Origin of the sequence: Nostoc sp. UHCC 0302 (assembly GCF_038096175.1) — a bacterium.
Taxonomy (GTDB): domain Bacteria; phylum Cyanobacteriota; class Cyanobacteriia; order Cyanobacteriales; family Nostocaceae; genus UHCC-0302.
The window spans coordinates 4,478,119-4,493,921 of the sequence record NZ_CP151099.1; the positions used below are offsets into that span (position 1 = coordinate 4,478,119).

Annotated in this window: 16 protein-coding genes; 12 read left to right on the forward strand and 4 right to left on the reverse strand. The window is 41.4% G+C overall.

The window, feature by feature from the left end:
* Positions 1 to 372: 372 nt before the first annotated feature.
* The 3 genes from WKK05_RS19405 (at position 373) to WKK05_RS19415 (ending at position 4,442) form a co-directional block, all read left to right on the forward strand.
* Positions 373 to 2,670: an ATP-binding protein gene (locus tag WKK05_RS19405; protein ID WP_341524739.1), complete on the forward strand. Its 2,298-nt coding sequence runs from the start codon at positions 373 to 375 to the stop codon at positions 2,668 to 2,670.
* Positions 2,624 to 3,070 carry a response regulator gene (locus tag WKK05_RS19410; protein ID WP_341524740.1) on the forward strand — a complete coding sequence of 149 codons (447 nt, stop codon included), beginning with the start codon at positions 2,624 to 2,626 and terminating at the stop codon, positions 3,068 to 3,070. Before WKK05_RS19405 ends, WKK05_RS19410 begins: the two co-directional genes overlap by 47 nt.
* A gap of 208 nt (positions 3,071 to 3,278) precedes the next feature.
* Complete coding sequence (locus tag WKK05_RS19415) at positions 3,279 to 4,442, forward strand: hybrid sensor histidine kinase/response regulator (protein WP_341531125.1); 1,164 nt, start codon at positions 3,279 to 3,281, stop codon at positions 4,440 to 4,442.
* 179 nt (positions 4,443 to 4,621) lie between these two features.
* On the opposite strand, the gene kefC is transcribed toward WKK05_RS19415, so the two are convergent.
* The 3 genes from kefC to trmB form a co-directional block, all read right to left on the reverse strand.
* Positions 4,622 to 6,514 carry a glutathione-regulated potassium-efflux system protein KefC gene (kefC, locus tag WKK05_RS19420; protein WP_341524741.1) on the reverse strand — a complete coding sequence of 631 codons (1,893 nt, stop codon included), beginning with the start codon at positions 6,512 to 6,514 and terminating at the stop codon, positions 4,622 to 4,624.
* Positions 6,507 to 7,142 (reverse strand): NAD(P)H-dependent oxidoreductase, encoded by a 636-nt coding sequence (locus WKK05_RS19425; protein ID WP_341524742.1) that lies wholly within the window; start codon positions 7,140 to 7,142, stop codon positions 6,507 to 6,509. The genes kefC and WKK05_RS19425 overlap by 8 nt, the downstream gene beginning before the upstream one ends.
* Before the next feature lie 160 nt (positions 7,143 to 7,302).
* Entirely contained in the window at positions 7,303 to 7,956 is a 654-nt protein-coding gene (trmB, locus tag WKK05_RS19430) for a tRNA (guanosine(46)-N7)-methyltransferase TrmB (RefSeq protein ID WP_341524743.1), read from the reverse strand.
* Between the two features lie 358 nt (positions 7,957 to 8,314).
* Here trmB and WKK05_RS19435 point away from each other — a divergent pair, with 358 nt between their 5' ends.
* Complete coding sequence (locus WKK05_RS19435) at positions 8,315 to 9,415, forward strand: metallophosphoesterase (protein WP_341524744.1); 1,101 nt, start codon at positions 8,315 to 8,317, stop codon at positions 9,413 to 9,415.
* Between the two features lie 81 nt (positions 9,416 to 9,496).
* On the opposite strand, the gene WKK05_RS19440 is transcribed toward WKK05_RS19435, so the two are convergent.
* The gene (locus WKK05_RS19440; RefSeq protein ID WP_341524745.1) at positions 9,497 to 10,714 is read right to left on the reverse strand and encodes an FIST N-terminal domain-containing protein; all 1,218 of its coding nucleotides are present in this window, start codon (positions 10,712 to 10,714) and stop codon (positions 9,497 to 9,499) included.
* A gap of 378 nt (positions 10,715 to 11,092) precedes the next feature.
* Here WKK05_RS19440 and WKK05_RS19445 point away from each other — a divergent pair, with 378 nt between their 5' ends.
* From WKK05_RS19445 to cbiD, 8 genes are all read left to right on the forward strand, one after another.
* On the forward strand, positions 11,093 to 11,338 hold the full coding sequence (locus WKK05_RS19445; RefSeq protein ID WP_341524746.1) for a Calvin cycle protein CP12: 246 nt from the start codon (positions 11,093 to 11,095) through the stop codon (positions 11,336 to 11,338).
* Between the two features lie 826 nt (positions 11,339 to 12,164).
* Complete coding sequence (locus WKK05_RS19450) at positions 12,165 to 12,761, forward strand: DUF3177 family protein (RefSeq protein ID WP_341524747.1); 597 nt, start codon at positions 12,165 to 12,167, stop codon at positions 12,759 to 12,761.
* Between the two features lie 79 nt (positions 12,762 to 12,840).
* Positions 12,841 to 13,137 (forward strand): hypothetical protein, encoded by a 297-nt coding sequence (locus WKK05_RS19455; protein ID WP_341524748.1) that lies wholly within the window; start codon positions 12,841 to 12,843, stop codon positions 13,135 to 13,137.
* 93 nt (positions 13,138 to 13,230) lie between these two features.
* Positions 13,231 to 13,419: a hypothetical protein gene (locus tag WKK05_RS19460; RefSeq protein ID WP_341524749.1), complete on the forward strand. Its 189-nt coding sequence runs from the start codon at positions 13,231 to 13,233 to the stop codon at positions 13,417 to 13,419.
* Positions 13,406 to 13,657 carry a hypothetical protein gene (locus WKK05_RS19465; RefSeq protein WP_341524750.1) on the forward strand — a complete coding sequence of 84 codons (252 nt, stop codon included), beginning with the start codon at positions 13,406 to 13,408 and terminating at the stop codon, positions 13,655 to 13,657. Before WKK05_RS19460 ends, WKK05_RS19465 begins: the two co-directional genes overlap by 14 nt.
* Positions 13,658 to 13,859: 202 nt before the next feature.
* On the forward strand, positions 13,860 to 14,357 hold the full coding sequence (locus WKK05_RS19470; RefSeq protein WP_341524751.1) for a GNAT family N-acetyltransferase: 498 nt from the start codon (positions 13,860 to 13,862) through the stop codon (positions 14,355 to 14,357).
* Positions 14,329 to 14,553 (forward strand): DUF433 domain-containing protein, encoded by a 225-nt coding sequence (locus WKK05_RS19475; RefSeq protein WP_341524752.1) that lies wholly within the window; start codon positions 14,329 to 14,331, stop codon positions 14,551 to 14,553. The genes WKK05_RS19470 and WKK05_RS19475 overlap by 29 nt, the downstream gene beginning before the upstream one ends.
* Positions 14,554 to 14,632: 79 nt before the next feature.
* The gene (gene cbiD, locus WKK05_RS19480; protein ID WP_341524753.1) at positions 14,633 to 15,748 is read left to right on the forward strand and encodes a cobalt-precorrin-5B (C(1))-methyltransferase CbiD; all 1,116 of its coding nucleotides are present in this window, start codon (positions 14,633 to 14,635) and stop codon (positions 15,746 to 15,748) included.
* Positions 15,749 to 15,803: the final 55 nt, after the last annotated feature.

A 15,803-nucleotide genomic window follows, 5' to 3' on the forward strand; every position in this document is an offset into this window, starting at 1 on the left:
CATAAGATATCAGATTTTATCGAAAAATGAAGAATTACAAATAACAAATGACAAAAATTAATTTTTAAAGTAAAAAATGGAATTTTCTATTAACTCTTAGCTGCCTCCTCTACTTAACACAGCTACATATATATAGATTTTTTCAATCACATACTTTTCATATATCTTATCCCTATCTCACTTAGCTGGCTGCTAGACTGTGAAAGCGCAAGTGGATAAGTAAAATTATGCCTAGCGCAACTTTAGGGATATAAAATTAGATACTAAATAAAAATGATGAATGAAGAAGTATAAAGTTTTCAACAATCATCATTTTTAGTTTTTAATAGCTATTCTAATTTTGATGCTCCCGGACAACACAGGAGGATCGTTATGGAAACAAACTTACAATTGCCAGGTATTAATATAATTAGCTTGAAAGAGGCTCCAATTCATGTTTCTAGTCAAATTCAGCCGCATGGCGTCCTGTTGGTTTTAGAAGAGCCTGAGTTAAAAATATTACAAACTAGTACTAATACACTAAAGATTTTTGGGATTACTCCCGAAAAGATGTTACAAAAAAAATTAGAAGATTTACTAGATCCTTTTCAAATAGAGAGAATTAAAACAGGTTTAGCACAAGCAAATTTTGATTTTATCAATCCCACCAAAGTTTGGGTAAGAAAAAAAGGTGATGAGTACATAGTATTTGATGCAGTATTTCACCGCAATCCAGATGGATTTCTGATTCTGGAGTTAGAACCAGCTATTTCCCAAGAAAATATTCCCTTTTTAAGCTTTTATCATCTAGCTAAAGCATCTATCAATCAACTAGAAAAAACAGCGAATCTACGAGACTTCTGTCAAATCATTGTGCAAGAAGTACGGAAAATCACTGAATTTGATCGGGTGATGTTATACAAATTTGATGATGATGGGCATGGTTCAGTCGTTGCTGAAGAAAAATTAGAAAGTCTCGAACCATACTTAGGATTGCATTACCCAGAGTCAGATATTCCTAAACCAGCAAGAAAATTATTCGCTGCTAATTCAATCAGAATTATTCCAGATTCCTATTCTCAGCCAGTCAAACTTTTTCCTCACAGTCATCCGGTGAGTGAGCGGCCGATTGATTTAACCAATTCTATTCTCAGAAATGCTGCTCCTTGTCATATGGAGTACTTGCATAATATGGGTGTTGGTGCTTCTTTGACTATCTCTTTAATTAAAGACCAAAAACTCTGGGGACTAATTGCTTGCCATCATCAGTCACCTAAGTATGTTTCTTATGAACTGCGTAAAGCTTGTGAATTCTTAGGGCGAGTCATATTTTCTGAAATATCAGCTAGAGAAGAAACAGAAGACTACTATTACCGCATTAATTTGACACATATTCAATCGGTATTGATTGAGTATATGTCTCAAGAAGAAAACTTTATTGATGGTTTAGTTAAAAACCCTCAAACTCTGCTAAATTTAACCAGCGCTCAAGGAGCAGCTGTTTGTTTTGGCGGAAATTGCACCGTAGTTGGTGAAACTCCTAAAGAAGAAGACCTGAATTATTTAGTTCAGTGGTTGAAGAATAACGTTGAAGAAGAAGTATTTTATACAGATTCTTTGCCAAATATTTATCCAGATGCTGAAAGTTTTAAAAACGTCGCCAGCGGTTTGTTAGCTATTCCCATTTCTAAGCGAAATTATGTTTTGTGGTTTCGACCAGAAGTAATTCAAACTGTAAATTGGGGTGGTGATCCTAATAAAGCATTTGAAGTCAGCCAGTCAGAGGGAAATGTCCGCCTGTGTCCGCGAAAATCGTTTGAACTGTGGAAAGAAACAGTTCGCTTAACTTCTTTACCCTGGAAATATGTAGAAGTTAAAGCAGCACTCGAATTGCGAAAAGCAATTGTTAATATTGTGCTGCGACAAGCAGATGAACTTGCTCAGTTAGCTCAAGATTTAGAACGTTCTAATGCGGAATTGAAAAAGTTTGCTTACGTTGCTTCTCATGACTTGCAAGAACCACTCAATCAGGTGGTGAATTATGTGCAGTTGTTAGAGATGCGTTATAGCGAAGAACTCGACGAAGATGCCCAGGAATTCATCAGCTACGCCGTGCAGGGTGTTAGCTTGATGCAGACGCTGATTGATGACGTACTGGCGTATTCTAAAGTGGATATGCAAGCGATCGCATATCAAATGACCGAGGTAGAAACAGCCTTAAATCGTGCCAAAGGTAATTTGCGTCAACGCATCAACGAAACTGGCGCTACCATTACCCACGACGCTTTACCAACAGTCATAGCTGACAGCACGCAACTAATGCAGCTATTTCAGAACCTCATCGGTAACGCCATTAAATTCCACAGTGAGCAACCACCACAAATCCATATAGGAGCAGAGAGGCTAGAAGATGCATGGCTGTTCTCAGTGCGGGATAATGGTATCGGCATTGATCCACAATTTAGCGATCGCATTTTTGTAATCTTTCAGCGCTTGCACACGCGAGACGAATATACTGGTACAGGTATGGGTTTAGCCATCTGTAAAAAGATTATTGAATGCCACCGAGGAAGGATTTGGGTAGAATCGCAACTCGATCAGGGTGCAACCTTCTACTTTACGATTCCAGTCGGAGGACGCGAGCGTGAGCGTAGAAATGGAAGGAAAACACAAAACCATCTTTTTGGTTGAGGACAATAAAGCCGATATTCGCTTAATTCAAGAAGCGTTGAAAAATAGCTTAGTACCACACGAAGTAGTGACGGTCAGGGATGGTATAGACGCAATGGCTTATTTGCGTCAAGAAGGCGAATATGCCAATGCATCCCGCCCTGACCTGATCCTACTGGATTTAAACTTGCCTAAGAAAGATGGTCGAGAGGTACTCGCGGAAATAAAAGCTGATCCAATACTGAAACGTATTCCAGTAGTAGTTTTAACAACCTCAAAAAATGAGGATGACATTTTTTACAGCTACGATTTGCACGTGAATTGCTATATCACTAAATCCCGCAATCTCACCCAGCTATTCCAAATTGTTAAGAGTATTGAAGACTTTTGGCTCTGTACTGTGACGCTACCATCTGAGTAGGAGGAGTGGGGGACAAGGGGGTAGTGGACAGTTGACAGTTGGCAGTGGACAGGGGTGACAAGGGGACAAGAAGAACAAGCAGAATAACTCTTGACTCTTGACTCTGAAGGGGTGAAAAAGTGGCTGAAATGATCTGCTTTGTAGCTTCTCTGTCACCCCTTCATCTTTTGACTTTTGACTTTTGACTTTTGACTATAACCCGAAGATTATGGCTGGGAGCTACTTAGTAAAAATCTTGTTAATTGAGGACAGTTTAGCAGAAGCTAGGTTGTTACAAGAGTTTCTCAAGCAAGCCCAGTCCCAGGAGTTTGCTCTGCTTCATGTGAAGCGATTGGGGGAAGCGCTCAAGAAACTAAATGAATGTACATACGATGTTATTTTGTTAGATTTAACTTTACCTGATAGCCAAGGATTGTCTTCTCTGCCCCCTTTGATCAGCCAAGCACCAAATGTCCCAATTGTTGTATTAACAAATACGAACGATGAGGAACTGGCAATTGAGGCGGTACGGCAAGGTGCGCAAGATTATCTGGTCAAGCGACAGGTAAGTGTAGATGCATTGGTGCGATCGCTGCGCTACGCGATCGAGCGTAAGCAGGTTTTAGAATCATTACGCACCGTCAATGAGACCTTGCAAAACCGGGTTGAAGAACGAACTGCTGAATTGGTGAAAGCTCATGAACTCAACCAGTTTAAATCTGAATTTGTCTCAATGCTTTCTCATGACATCCGCAATCCTCTAAATACTATTCTTTTGGCTGCGGGACTGTTGCAAAACAATGATGACCAATTAAGCAAAGAGAGAAAGCTGAAGCATTTACAGATAATTCGCTCAGCGATTAAAAACATGGCGCAGTTATTAGATGAAGTTTCATTAATAGGTAAAGCCGATTCTGGTAAACTTGGGTGTGAATTCATTTCACTGGATTTAGAAGCTTTCTGCCGCCAACTGGTCGAAGAAGCTCAATTGACTGCCACAGAGAAGCATCTAAATTTGGTGTTCGCCAGTCATGGAAAATTAAGCGAATACGTATGGGATGAAAGCCTGCTACGGCACATTTTGGGCAATTTGCTCAACAATGCTATTAAGTATTCCAAACCGAGTGAGATGATACGTTTTGAATTAATTGCTCAAGAAAAAACAGTAATTTTCCAAATTCAAGATTGGGGAATTGGCATTCCTCAAGAAGACCAAAAGCAACTGTTTCAGCCTTTCCATCGTGCAGATAATGTCGGAACTATACCTGGTACTGGATTAGGGCTAGCGATTGTCAAAAAGTGTGTCGAAGCATATGGGGGCGAGATTGTAGTCAATAGTGACGTTGAAGTAGGCACAACGTTTACTGTGACCCTCCCTTTGCTGAGAATTTAACTAAAGAATTAGTGTGAGGGATATGAAATTTCCAAGGTGTGAATTAACTCACATTTGTCAGAAGAGATTATCCGTAATTATGCGTTTTTCAACTTGAGTTATTACAGCGATCGCCATCAGGAAATCGCTGTAATATAACTCTTTAATTCACCTATCTCTTCCACTTGACCATATTTCTTTTAAGAATTCTTCTGTAAATCTGAAATGTCCCAGGCTCGGTCAACTTCATGAGTGAGGTCTTCATCGTCTGACCTCAACAACTGCTCCAATTGTTTAGCGAGTTGACGCGATCGCGCCACCCATAAGGTGTGATCTCCCTCTATATCTGCTAGTTCCCGCAAAGCTTCTTCATCATGATTTTTGAAGGTGTTGCCCGCTCGATGCGCCCTATAGGAGCGCAAACCTAATAATTTTAGTGCTTCGACTCCCATATCCAGAGCCGAACCAAAGGTTTCTCGCTCAACTACTTCTACCCCTCGTCGAATTAACTCGTAAGCATGATTGCGATCAATAGCTCGCGCTAAAATTTTCAGGTGAGGAAAATGCTTACGAACCCGATCAACAGTTTCTATGGTTTTTTCGCGGTCATCTATAGCTAAAACAAATAGCTTCGCCTGCCTTGCTCCTGCTGTATGCAGCAAGTCAATCCGGGATGCATCCCCGTAATAGACTTTGAAACCAAAACGCCGCAGCATATCAATTTGAGTCGGGTTGTGATCCAAAACTGTGGCTTTAAAACCATTAGCAATAAGTAAACGGCCGACAATCTGTCCAAAGCGGCCAAAGCCTGCGATGATAACTGGATTTTCATTGTCATGAATGGTATCTGCTTCCCGCTCAACTGTTGTGGTTACGAAACGAGATTGCACGAACTTCTCATTAATCAGCATGATTAATGGTGTCAGTACCATCGACAATGCCACAACGGCAACCAAAATACCGCCTACAGATGTAGTTAGGACGTTATTTTTAGTAGCAAACGAGAACAGCACAAAGGCAAATTCACCTCCTTGGGCGAGGGCGAAAGCGAAAAGTAGATTTTGGCTGGCTTCCAACTTGAACAACCAACCCAACCCAAACAGCACTGCAAACTTAATGATTGCTAGTCCAATGACTAATCCTAAAATTAACAAGGGCTGTTGAATTAGCAAATCAAAGTTGATACTAGCCCCAACGGAAATAAAAAATAGACCCAACAATAAGCCTTTGAAGGGTTCAATATTAGTTTCCAGTTCGTGACGGTATTCGTTATCCGCTAAAACAACACCGGCAACAAACGTACCCAAAGCCGGAGAAAGACCAACCTGCTGCATCGCCAGAGCAATTGCAATTACCAGTAGTAGAGCTGTGGCTGTAAAAATTTCTTGCAACCGGGTAGCAGCAATAAAGCGGAAAACTGGACGCATCAGAAACCGTCCTGCAACAATAATGCCACCCACCGTTACCATCACCAGCAAAGCTTGTTGCCAACCTGGTACAGACGCCTTTTGTTGTTCAGCGGCAACAAAGATTACCCCATTGGCAACCAAACTCGCTGTCGTGCCGTTTTTCATTGCCAGTAACGGTAACAGAGCGAACATTGGGATGACTGCGATGTCTTGAAACAGCAGTACTGAAAAAGACGATTGTCCGCCTTCCGTCTTCATTAATCCCTTTTCGTTGAGGGTTTGGAGAACGATCGCCGTTGAAGACAATGATAAAATCATGCCGATAGCTAAACCGATTTGCCAGGAAAGCCCAAAAACTAAACTCAGGACAGTGACAAGCAAAGTCGTAACTAAAACCTGTAAACCTCCTAATCCGAGAATCGGAACGCGTAATCGCCACAGCAGGAATGGTTGCAGTTCTAACCCAATTAGAAACAGCATCATCACCACACCAAACTCAGCGAAGTGCATCACATCATCGCTTCCCTCATTCCCCACAAAGCCCAGTACAAAGGGGCCAATTATTACTCCAGCAATTAGATACCCCAGAACTGAACCAAGTCCTAATCTTTTAGCGATTGGTACCGACAGCACCGCCGCCATCAGGTAAACAAATGCCTGAAAGAAAAAATCTTTATTATGCATGGTGCGGGGCCTCTTGTATCTTGATAACTTCAGCCAAGTTTTGGTTTAGCTGTTTGAATTGCTTAAGAAGTTCCCAGTTTATGGTGTTATCACGCAGACCGATGATCGCAGTCCGGTAATCGTCTGCGTGTTTAGCAATTTGGTGCTGTTCCTGTAGCTGATGTGTTTCATGCACAACAAAGGGCGGTAGATATTCCATGCCACAAAGACGCGCTGTTTGCTCAAATGGCACTAGTAGTTCTTGGATCGAAAAGTAGTTATATCCCTCTCGACAGTAAGCTTGCTTGCTTCCTCCTGTTGTAATTGCTGAGAGTAGTTTTTTGCCATGTAGCGCTGTTCCTCTGTGTCCGTAGGCAAATCCATGCTGTAACACTAAATCTAGCCACTCCTTCAAAATGGCTGGGCTACTATACCAGTAGAAAGGATGCTGGAAAACGATAATATTATGAGCAACGAGTAAATCCTGCTCAAATTTCACATCAATATGGAAGTTAGGATACGCCTCATAAAGGTCATGAACAGTTACTGAAGCTAACCCCTGAACGGCTTGAATCAGAGGTCGATTCACCCGTGACTTTTCAAGTGCAGGGTGAGCAAATAAAATCAATATTTGGTTGGAACTGCCCATTGGTTTTGCATAAGAAGAGTTAAGTGGCTGCTCTTTGCAAAGAATAGCATCCTAAGTTTATAGGGATTTGAGATTATTCTCTATTGGTAGTAACAAAGTGAGATTAAAGAAGAATTCAGCAATCTTTTAGTTGGGGATTCAATAGAATATCGCTCTGTTACTACTCGCCATTCACAACTTCTCGTTTGACAAATAAGGCACGATAAACAGGCTCACTCTTTTTTTGGGTAGTTACTTCCCGTTCTGTGGGGACTGGTAGCGGATTTTCTGTTAGCCATTTGCCAGCACCAACACTTTTAAAAGCTGGATGAGCCGTAAAGCGATCGCGCATTTCCACAGCGATAAATTCCATATCCGATTGCAGAAACACTACCCCATCAACAGCAAGATAATTAGCTAAAATCTCCACTAATTCTGGTTGTACTACACGGCGTTTAGCATGGCGGTTTTTAAACCAAGGATCAGGAAATTGAATTGTAACGCGTTGCAAAGTCCCTGGCGGAATAGAAGATAAAAGCGTTGGTAATGAGTTATTCACATTACAAAATAAATAGTGGAGATTTGTCAAATTTAACTGCGATCGCAACTTATTTGCCTCCACCACTAACGGTTCCCGAATTTCTAAACCCAAAAAATTCCAGTTAGGTTCTATCTCTGCCATATTCAACAAAAATCGGCCCTTAGCACAGCCAATATCTAAATGTAGCGGTTGATTTAGCTCTGCATAAATTTTTTCCCATTCAAGGGGACTTGCTGGCGTTAGATACTTTTGGGCAAGTGGATTAACGTGCTGGCGGACTCTGACAACTGCCAAAATTTTCTCTCCTTTACGTAAAAATATCCTATTGTGACTTGAAACTAATTTGAGTTTTAGCTGCTGATTTTCTCGATTCCTAGTTTGACATTCTGTCTATTTTCCCAAAAAATAATTTTGGTAATTTGAGAAATCTTTATAGAATAGAAGATATTTTTAATTCATATCAGGCGTCATTTCAAAAATTAGATTATTCATTTTAAATTTAGAATTAGAAAAGTTGAACAGTACCGTGTAATTGATGCTTAATGTGTACAAATATTAACTATACGCATTTATACGCAGACAGACAAAGCAAGCGTTATACTTTTGGGAAAAGAGTTGTTTTAACCCGTACTTTTAACATTTTATTAAATCAATGACTCTCAATTTCCGCTTTGCAATAGTTAGCGACTTACACCTAGCACTTCCTCATACAATCTGGAATCATCCTAGCCGTTTTCACCTAGTGGAAGTCAGTATCCCGGCATTTGAAAGTGTATTAGAGCATTTAACACAACTCAATTTAGATTTCGTCTTGCTTCCAGGAGATTTAACTCAGCACGGTGAACCGGAAAACCACGCTTGGTTGCAACAACGGTTAGCCCAACTACCTTTTCCCGTTTATGTTGTTCCTGGTAATCATGATGTTCCTGTGCTGTTGGCAGATCAACAATCAATTGCTTTTGCTGATTTCCCTCAGTATTACTCTAAGTTTGGCTACGACGACCCACAGCAAATTTACTATACTCGTCAGTTATTACCTGGAGTGAGGTTAATTGGACTGAATTCTAACTCTTTTAATGAGCAAGGTGAGCAGATAGGGCGTTTAGATACCAAACAGCTTAGGTGGTTAGAAGAGGTGCTAGCGGCGGCTGGTGATGAATTAGTCTTAGTAATGGTGCATCACAATGTGGTTGAGCATTTGCCCGATCAATTGCGCCACCCATTGGCACATCGCTATATGTTGGAAAATGCTCCAGAACTGTTGCAGTTGCTACGCCGTTATGGGGTCAAGCTAGTGTTGACTGGGCATTTGCACGTCCAGGATGTAGCCTATTCAGAAGGTGTATATGAAATTACTACTGGTTCTTTAGTCAGCTATCCTCATCCATATCGAGTGCTAGAGTTCCATCGGGATAATTACGGTAGAGAATGGTTACAGATTTTATCTCATAGAGTAGAATCAGTACCCGATTTTCCCGAATTGCAACACTCATCGCGGCAGTGGATGGGCGATCGCTCTTTCCCCTTCGTAATGAAGATACTAACTCAGGCTCCCTTAAACCTTCCATTATCGCAGGCAAAAGAACTAGCTCCTGGTTTGCGTGACTTTTGGGCCACCATTGCCGATGGAGATGCTTTGTTAGACTATCCCCAGTTTCCCTTAGAAGTTCGTCGCTACATTCAGAGTTATGGTGCGATCGCCCCTACAGGCAAGGCTAATCTAATTGATAACAACAGCACACTCTTGCTTTAGGAGGCAGAAGTAAAGAGTCAAGAGTCAGTATTTATTCTCTCTTTGTCCCTTGTCCTCCTGTCCCCTGTCCCCTCATCCCCCTTATCCAAGACCAATTGCTCGGCAAATCCCAAATGCTGAAGTATAGGCGTGGAGGAAGGTTCTGCCACCAACAGGGCCAATTTCACCGCCACAGAAAAATCCGCTTACAGGGATATCCTGAAGGTAGCGTCTAAATAACTCAGAATCAAAATTGGGTTTGCCATAAAGTCCTTCACCTCGTCCCAGACAGGCAAACATTAAAGCAGCTACAGCAGAGGGTTCAGAGTCTTTTTGGTCTTGATAACTTTGTAAGAGTAATTCTAGGTCTTCAGCAGAAGCTTGGGCATCTCGGAGGTGGAATTGCAGGCGTTGACCAGGGCGGACGCGATCGCCAATTGCAATTGCTCCTGCTGTTGGATCTACTCCAAGTATGCCGCGAATTAAAAAGTCTCCTTGCTGCAAAGACAGCTTAAATTCATCCATTGCCACACCAACAAACAGAGAGTGCTGTGCGAGTATCCGTTCTTTTTCGCTGAGACTGGCAATCAAATCTCTCAATACCATTAAAGGTACTTTTTCATCCAACTCTAGAATGATATTGCGATCGGCTTTGGTAACTTGCAACGGTTCGCCGATGGGTCGGCATCCTTGTGCCACAATTGTTTCTAAAACAATATTACCTGTCAAAGCTATGCCGACCGTACCTTCACGATAAAGGCGATCGTTGCAAAATAGGGCTACACGACCACCCATACCCCCACCACTGGCCTGTCCTCCTACGATTACCGAGCCAGGATAAGCAAAATCCAGCCCCTGTAACAAATCATTAATTCCAGACGAGAAGGAACTAGACAGCAAAATAAACTGCGGTGTTGGTGATGCTGGTACACCTATCAAATCTAGCCAAGCATCAGGCGAACTATCCAAGTCGGGTAATTCTTCAGCAACAATATGAAATACTTGAACTTTCACCCCTGGCAGGTGAGCTAAAGTCAGGCTGATAGCTGGTTCAGCTTCCAGTTCTTGGGTTTGTCCACTAATTGTCGTTCCAATCACGCCTCCACCACTACAACCAATAAGCACTGGTACTGAAAGTTTCTCAGCTAACAGAGGTAAGAGTCGGGAATACTCACTCGTAAAAGCAGAAGAGATGAACACTAGCCCTAAATCCGCAGGTGCTGTTAAGGATGAGACAGCTCGTTGTACTACATCTGTAACAGCTGCTTCCAAAGAATGATGGGTTGATAGGGCGTTTGTCCACTGCATTTGGTCTGCCATGAGTTTTGGGCTTCTTTCTCTTTCTAGGCTAATAGTTTTTGATTTTTTATTTTCGGAGGAATTGCGTCCTACAAGAGTTGACCCCAGCCCTTTGTATCCCCCATCTCAGAAAGCTGAGGCGTTTATCCCTTAATACATCCATCTAAATATATTGTATGATTGTTTATCTATAGTACTGATTCAGCAAAATCTTAAAAGATAAAGGTTAATCTAAAATAGATGCGGCAGTTTACTGTACTAAGTAATGAATCAATCGGCTGAAATACTAACTGAGCGCTTAAAGGTTAGAATGGTTAGGATATCCAGTCTAATGCCGCCATTTTTGAAGTTTTTCTATACTAGTAGTCACTATTAACAACACACAACGAGACTAAACCAATGACCAATATCCAAGAAAAAGCAAACAGCGATATCCAAGGAAAAATCCAAGAAGAAGTGGAACAAGCACGCGCTGTCTGTGATATATCAGGTAGCAACTCTGCCGAATGTGCTGCGGCTTGGGATGCAGTAGAAGAATTACAAGCAGAAGCCTCCCACCAGCGCAATAAAAAGCAAAAGAACTCTCTAGAAAAGTACTGTGATGATAATCCAGAAGCAGATGAGTGCCGTATTTACGAAGACTAAAAGTTGAGTTGGTGAACTTTATTGTTCGTTTGATAGCAATCAATCAGGATTTATTAACTGATATTTTGCACGCATTGGTTTTAATAAAGGCTACACGAACAAAGGCTGCCAACCCAAGCTGCTAAAAAGCTATATCTTCCGAAGTCCGCGCAGGCGGACTTCGTTTTTGTAGCAGCTAAACAGAGACGTTATCGCGCAAAGCTTAGGCTATGGGAGAGCGATCGCTAACGCCAGAAACCTTAGTTAAAACTTCTCTGTGCAGCTCCTTAAAAAATTAAGTATTTTTCAGCCCAAAAGTAGTAATTACGAATTACTATGATGCCTCTCTCTAGGCATAACATGGACATAGCCAGAGTGCAGAGGTTAACACCTACGCTTTTTACTTAAATTAAACTGTTATGTAATAGATATTAATAGATATAAATTACTAGCTAGCAGATAGCTGACAAGTCTCTCAATTAGAGATACTGGTTCTTAATTAGTTAGGACTTACGCAAGAACTCTCTAAAATTCAGGTTTCTACGCTGCCAGTAGTCACTTGGTATCTACGTGTCCTTTGCGGCCTTTACATCCTTTATGGTAGCCTGCGACAAGCCCTTCGGGTGACGCTCCTGCGTCGCTAACGCTGCGCTAACAGCAGTTGCTCATGAGGGAAACCCCCTACAGCCCTTCTCCTAAAGGAGACCAAGGCGAACGGGCATCCTACGGCAGGCGCTAGCCTCTCCCTTTGGGAGAAGATCGCGCTGCTTCACTGCTGGGCGTCTGCGTTTTTTCTATAACTTTGCGTAAGTCCTGTTAGTGTTTTATCTATCGTCTGAGAAAAATTATGGACTATGATATTTGGTTTCGTCCTTTCGTCTGGATTGATTATCGCCTAGCAGCATTATTTATGGTGATTATTCCCCTAATTCTGTTGATTTGGGCGTATGTGCAGAAAGCGGAAGCAATACAACGCTTGTTAACTATTTACTGGCGAGTATCAAGCCTTTTGGCAATTACGATTTACTTAATGATAGCTCAGTACCCAATTAGCTTTATCTCTGGGTTGATGGCTCTGATACTGATTCCCGTTTCACTCTGGTTCTGGGTGGATCTAAACGATGAGATTGAGTTTCAAAACAGTGGAGTATTAAAACTGATTTTTACCTCTTGGCGTTGGGCTGTCAGTGTTTATTCTGTTTTGAGCGCACTAGCCTTTATACCTTTTTTGGGTTGCGCTTTTTCTGGAAATACACTCAAAACTCCCTATTGTCGCGTTTGGTTTGAGGTTCCATTACTATTCAAAGAATATTTTCATCATAATACCAAGGCTGGATTCCTCGGCTTTCTTGCCGTAATCTGTTTAGTAATTTATCTGGTTTACTTAAGCTACTTTGTCTTAATCAAACTAGGCAAGCGAGGACGTTCAGCCATACAACACTAACTCTCATCTTGCTGTGCCACCAAAGTTAAGCTCTAAGAAAACCTAGCAAAAGACTTTTCTCAAATTCAAAATTCAAAAAATGGATTCCATTGGCAAGCGGCTGGAACAATACACTACTAAACGCCCCCAAGAAGTCTTACTTGTAACGGTAGAAATAGCTGATGAGCAAGATACAATTGCTATTTTCAAAGGCTTTTCTAGTTCTTTGATGCGCCCAACAGCATTTGATCCAGATGTGCCTGTCCTACCAAATGGGGCAAACATACTTAATATTGACCGAGTAGCCAGTCCTTATAATCCTGAATCACCCCGATATATTCAGCAAGGAATCTCTTGGGAAGTTATGCAAACTTTATTATCGGAAGTAGGTGTTTAAAGAATTAATTCGTAATTTTGCGCCAAAGCTGACTTTGAGATTGTTGATGGAGTGATATCTACTCTGTATAATTACCCTACATGGGGAATTGTAATGCCTACTGCTGCTCAACTAGCAAGTTTGTATCGTATTAGCTATCAACTGACGTATATCATGCTTCAGCCCATATACCTCATTTGCGTTGATAATCGGACTCGTAATATATACATCCTTGCTGGGTATGACGAAGAGATTGAATTCCAAATTTTACCCACTGGAGAGTTGTCTGATGAGCCGAATTAATTACGATTCAATGTCTGATGTTGAATTGAAACAGTATTTTCTTAAGCATCGCGGTGATCAAACTGCTTTTCAAGCATATTTGGACAGAATTAATCAGCGTCCACGCAGAATTATTGCAAGCCCCGACGATCCCGATTTTGATGAGAAGGTTCAAGCAGTGATTCGCCAAAAGCTAGAAGCAGCGAGAAGCAGTAGTCAGCAGGCTAACACTGCATTGGAGCAGACTGACCAAGAGTGAGCTGTGAGAGCTAAATGTTATCTGCAGCAGCTAAACTGTAAGTTTTGCGGCTTCGTCTTTTGGTGATGACGTATTTAATAATCTGTCTTTTCGTGTTCAAAGTTAAAATAGTTTGAAATTGTTGATAAAGCAATATTTTGAGTTTATCCTCACTGCCAAAGTAATAAGAGCAAGTGGGAAGTTAACCCATTTGTAGAGCAATATGGTGAAAATTAGCCAAGCAAAGCCGCAGAATACTAAAGCAATTAAAGTTTTTTACAGCGAGTGTGGTTATGGAGGCGATTTGAACACACTGGAAGAAGATTTAATATTTATTGCTCAACTAGAGACCAAAATTGTTGGTGCAGTACGTTTGTGTTCAGATACTGGGTTCTTTGTACTTCGAGGGATGCAGGTTCTAGCTAAGTTTCAGCAGCAAGGCATTGGTACACGGCTACTTCAAGTATGTACTGAGCAACTTGTCGATCAAGTCTGTTACTGTATTCCGTGGCAGCATCTGCAATCGTTCTATCAACAAACAGGGTTTCAAGAAGTTGTACCAGTTGGAGTTCCAGACATCTTGCGTGAGCGATTTGATAACTATATTTCTAGTGGAATGAACGTCGTTCTAATGTGCCGATCGCCAGCCCCACAACAAGTTCTTGCACCAGAAAGTACCAATATGGTTAGTTATGAATTATCACGATATTATGACGATTGAACCTGGAAAACGCAGTGGTAAGCCCTGTATCCGGGGAATGCGAATCACTGTTTATGATATTTTTGAGTATATTGCGGGCGGAATGACTGAAGCAGAAATCCTAGAGGATTTTTCTGAATTAACTTCCGAAGACATCAAAGCGTGTCTAGCTTTTGCTGCGGATCGTGAGAAGAAGTTATTTGTGTTATCCCTGTAAAACTCCCTCTAGACGAAAATCTGTCTGAATCGGATTCTTTCACAGATTGAAGAATTATTTTGACTTTTAACTTTACAAAATGTCTCGTTCTGGATACACACTCCCTGTATTTGCCTGTGCTTCTGCTGTTGCAGCTTTAAACTGGTTACGCGATCGCCAACCATTAAGCATAGCCTCTGTAGATTTGATTGAACCAGCTCAAATAGCAGAAATCCCAATTGAACAGGTAGCAGGACTATCTGAGAATATAGCTTTGGCAATCACTCGCAGTGACCCTGGTGATAATCTTGATCTGACTAAAGATACACCGATTTGGGCAATGGTGGAATGGCGAAAAGAGGGTGATGAGGCAGTGATTATTCAAGGGGGAGAAGGAATTGGTAGGCAGATGAATGCTGGAGATGCGCCGGCTATTTATGCTTATGCTCAACGGCTTTTGCAGGAAAATTTGCGCCGAATACTAGCACCGGGAGAAAAAATTACGGTGACGATTATTCTACCGGAAGGGCGATCGCTTGCTGTTCGGACTTCAAATGCTGCTTTTGGTGTTGTTGAAGGTCTTTCTCTATTAGGAACAACTGGGATTTCTCAACCTTTGAGTACACCTGATCAGCTTGCAGCTTTTCGCGCCGAATTACAAGAAAAAGCTAGTCGTTTTGAAAGTTTAGTATTTTGTATTGGCGAGAACGGCCTAGATTTAGCGCGGAAACTAGGTATCAATCCTGAAAAATTAGTAAAAACTGCTAATTGGCTTGGGCCAATGTTGGTAGAAGCTAATATCCAAGGTGTTAAAGAAATATTACTTTTTGGTTACCACGGCAAGTTGATGAAACTGGCAGGTGGCATTTTTCACACTCATCATCACCTTGCTGATGGACGCCGGGAAATTTTGGCAGCCCACTGTGCTATCGTGGGTTTAAAGTCACTAGATATACAAGCAGTATTTAATAGTCCTACCGCTGAAGCGGCACTGTCATATCTCCGATCGCTAGATGCTTTATCTGGCAATGATTGGGTAAATCAAGTTTATAACGCGATCGCCGAAACTATCGATACTCGTTCTAAAGAATACATCCAAAGCCATAGTGAGCTGAGTATAGATGTAACAGTATGTGGCTCTATCCTCTTTGACCGCGATCGCAAAATTATCGTGAAGAGCAAAACAGCCGGCCAGTTAATGGGAAAACTATGTTAATTTAATATGAATAATCGTAAATAATCCCAATAAACAATTTTTTAAGTAACCACTC

Excerpts from the sequence above, each read along its gene's own strand:
- WKK05_RS19405 (WP_341524739.1), top strand. The coding sequence starts at position 373 with ATGGAAACAAACTTACAATTGCCAGGTATTAATATAATTAGCTTGAAA.
- WKK05_RS19415 (WP_341531125.1), top strand. The coding sequence starts at position 3,279 with ATGGCTGGGAGCTACTTAGTAAAAATCTTGTTAATTGAGGACAGTTTA.
- kefC (WP_341524741.1), bottom strand. The coding sequence starts at position 6,514 with ATGCATAATAAAGATTTTTTCTTTCAGGCATTTGTTTACCTGATGGCG.
- WKK05_RS19425 (WP_341524742.1), bottom strand. The coding sequence starts at position 7,142 with ATGGGCAGTTCCAACCAAATATTGATTTTATTTGCTCACCCTGCACTT.
- WKK05_RS19435 (WP_341524744.1), top strand. The coding sequence starts at position 8,315 with ATGACTCTCAATTTCCGCTTTGCAATAGTTAGCGACTTACACCTAGCA.
- WKK05_RS19440 (WP_341524745.1), bottom strand. The coding sequence starts at position 10,714 with ATGGCAGACCAAATGCAGTGGACAAACGCCCTATCAACCCATCATTCT.
- WKK05_RS19445 (WP_341524746.1), top strand. The coding sequence starts at position 11,093 with ATGACCAATATCCAAGAAAAAGCAAACAGCGATATCCAAGGAAAAATC.
- WKK05_RS19450 (WP_341524747.1), top strand. The coding sequence starts at position 12,165 with ATGGACTATGATATTTGGTTTCGTCCTTTCGTCTGGATTGATTATCGC.
- WKK05_RS19455 (WP_341524748.1), top strand. The coding sequence starts at position 12,841 with ATGGATTCCATTGGCAAGCGGCTGGAACAATACACTACTAAACGCCCC.
- WKK05_RS19460 (WP_341524749.1), top strand. The coding sequence starts at position 13,231 with ATGCCTACTGCTGCTCAACTAGCAAGTTTGTATCGTATTAGCTATCAA.
- WKK05_RS19465 (WP_341524750.1), top strand. The coding sequence starts at position 13,406 with ATGAGCCGAATTAATTACGATTCAATGTCTGATGTTGAATTGAAACAG.
- WKK05_RS19470 (WP_341524751.1), top strand. The coding sequence starts at position 13,860 with ATGGTGAAAATTAGCCAAGCAAAGCCGCAGAATACTAAAGCAATTAAA.
- WKK05_RS19475 (WP_341524752.1), top strand. The coding sequence starts at position 14,329 with ATGAATTATCACGATATTATGACGATTGAACCTGGAAAACGCAGTGGT.
- cbiD (WP_341524753.1), top strand. The coding sequence starts at position 14,633 with ATGTCTCGTTCTGGATACACACTCCCTGTATTTGCCTGTGCTTCTGCT.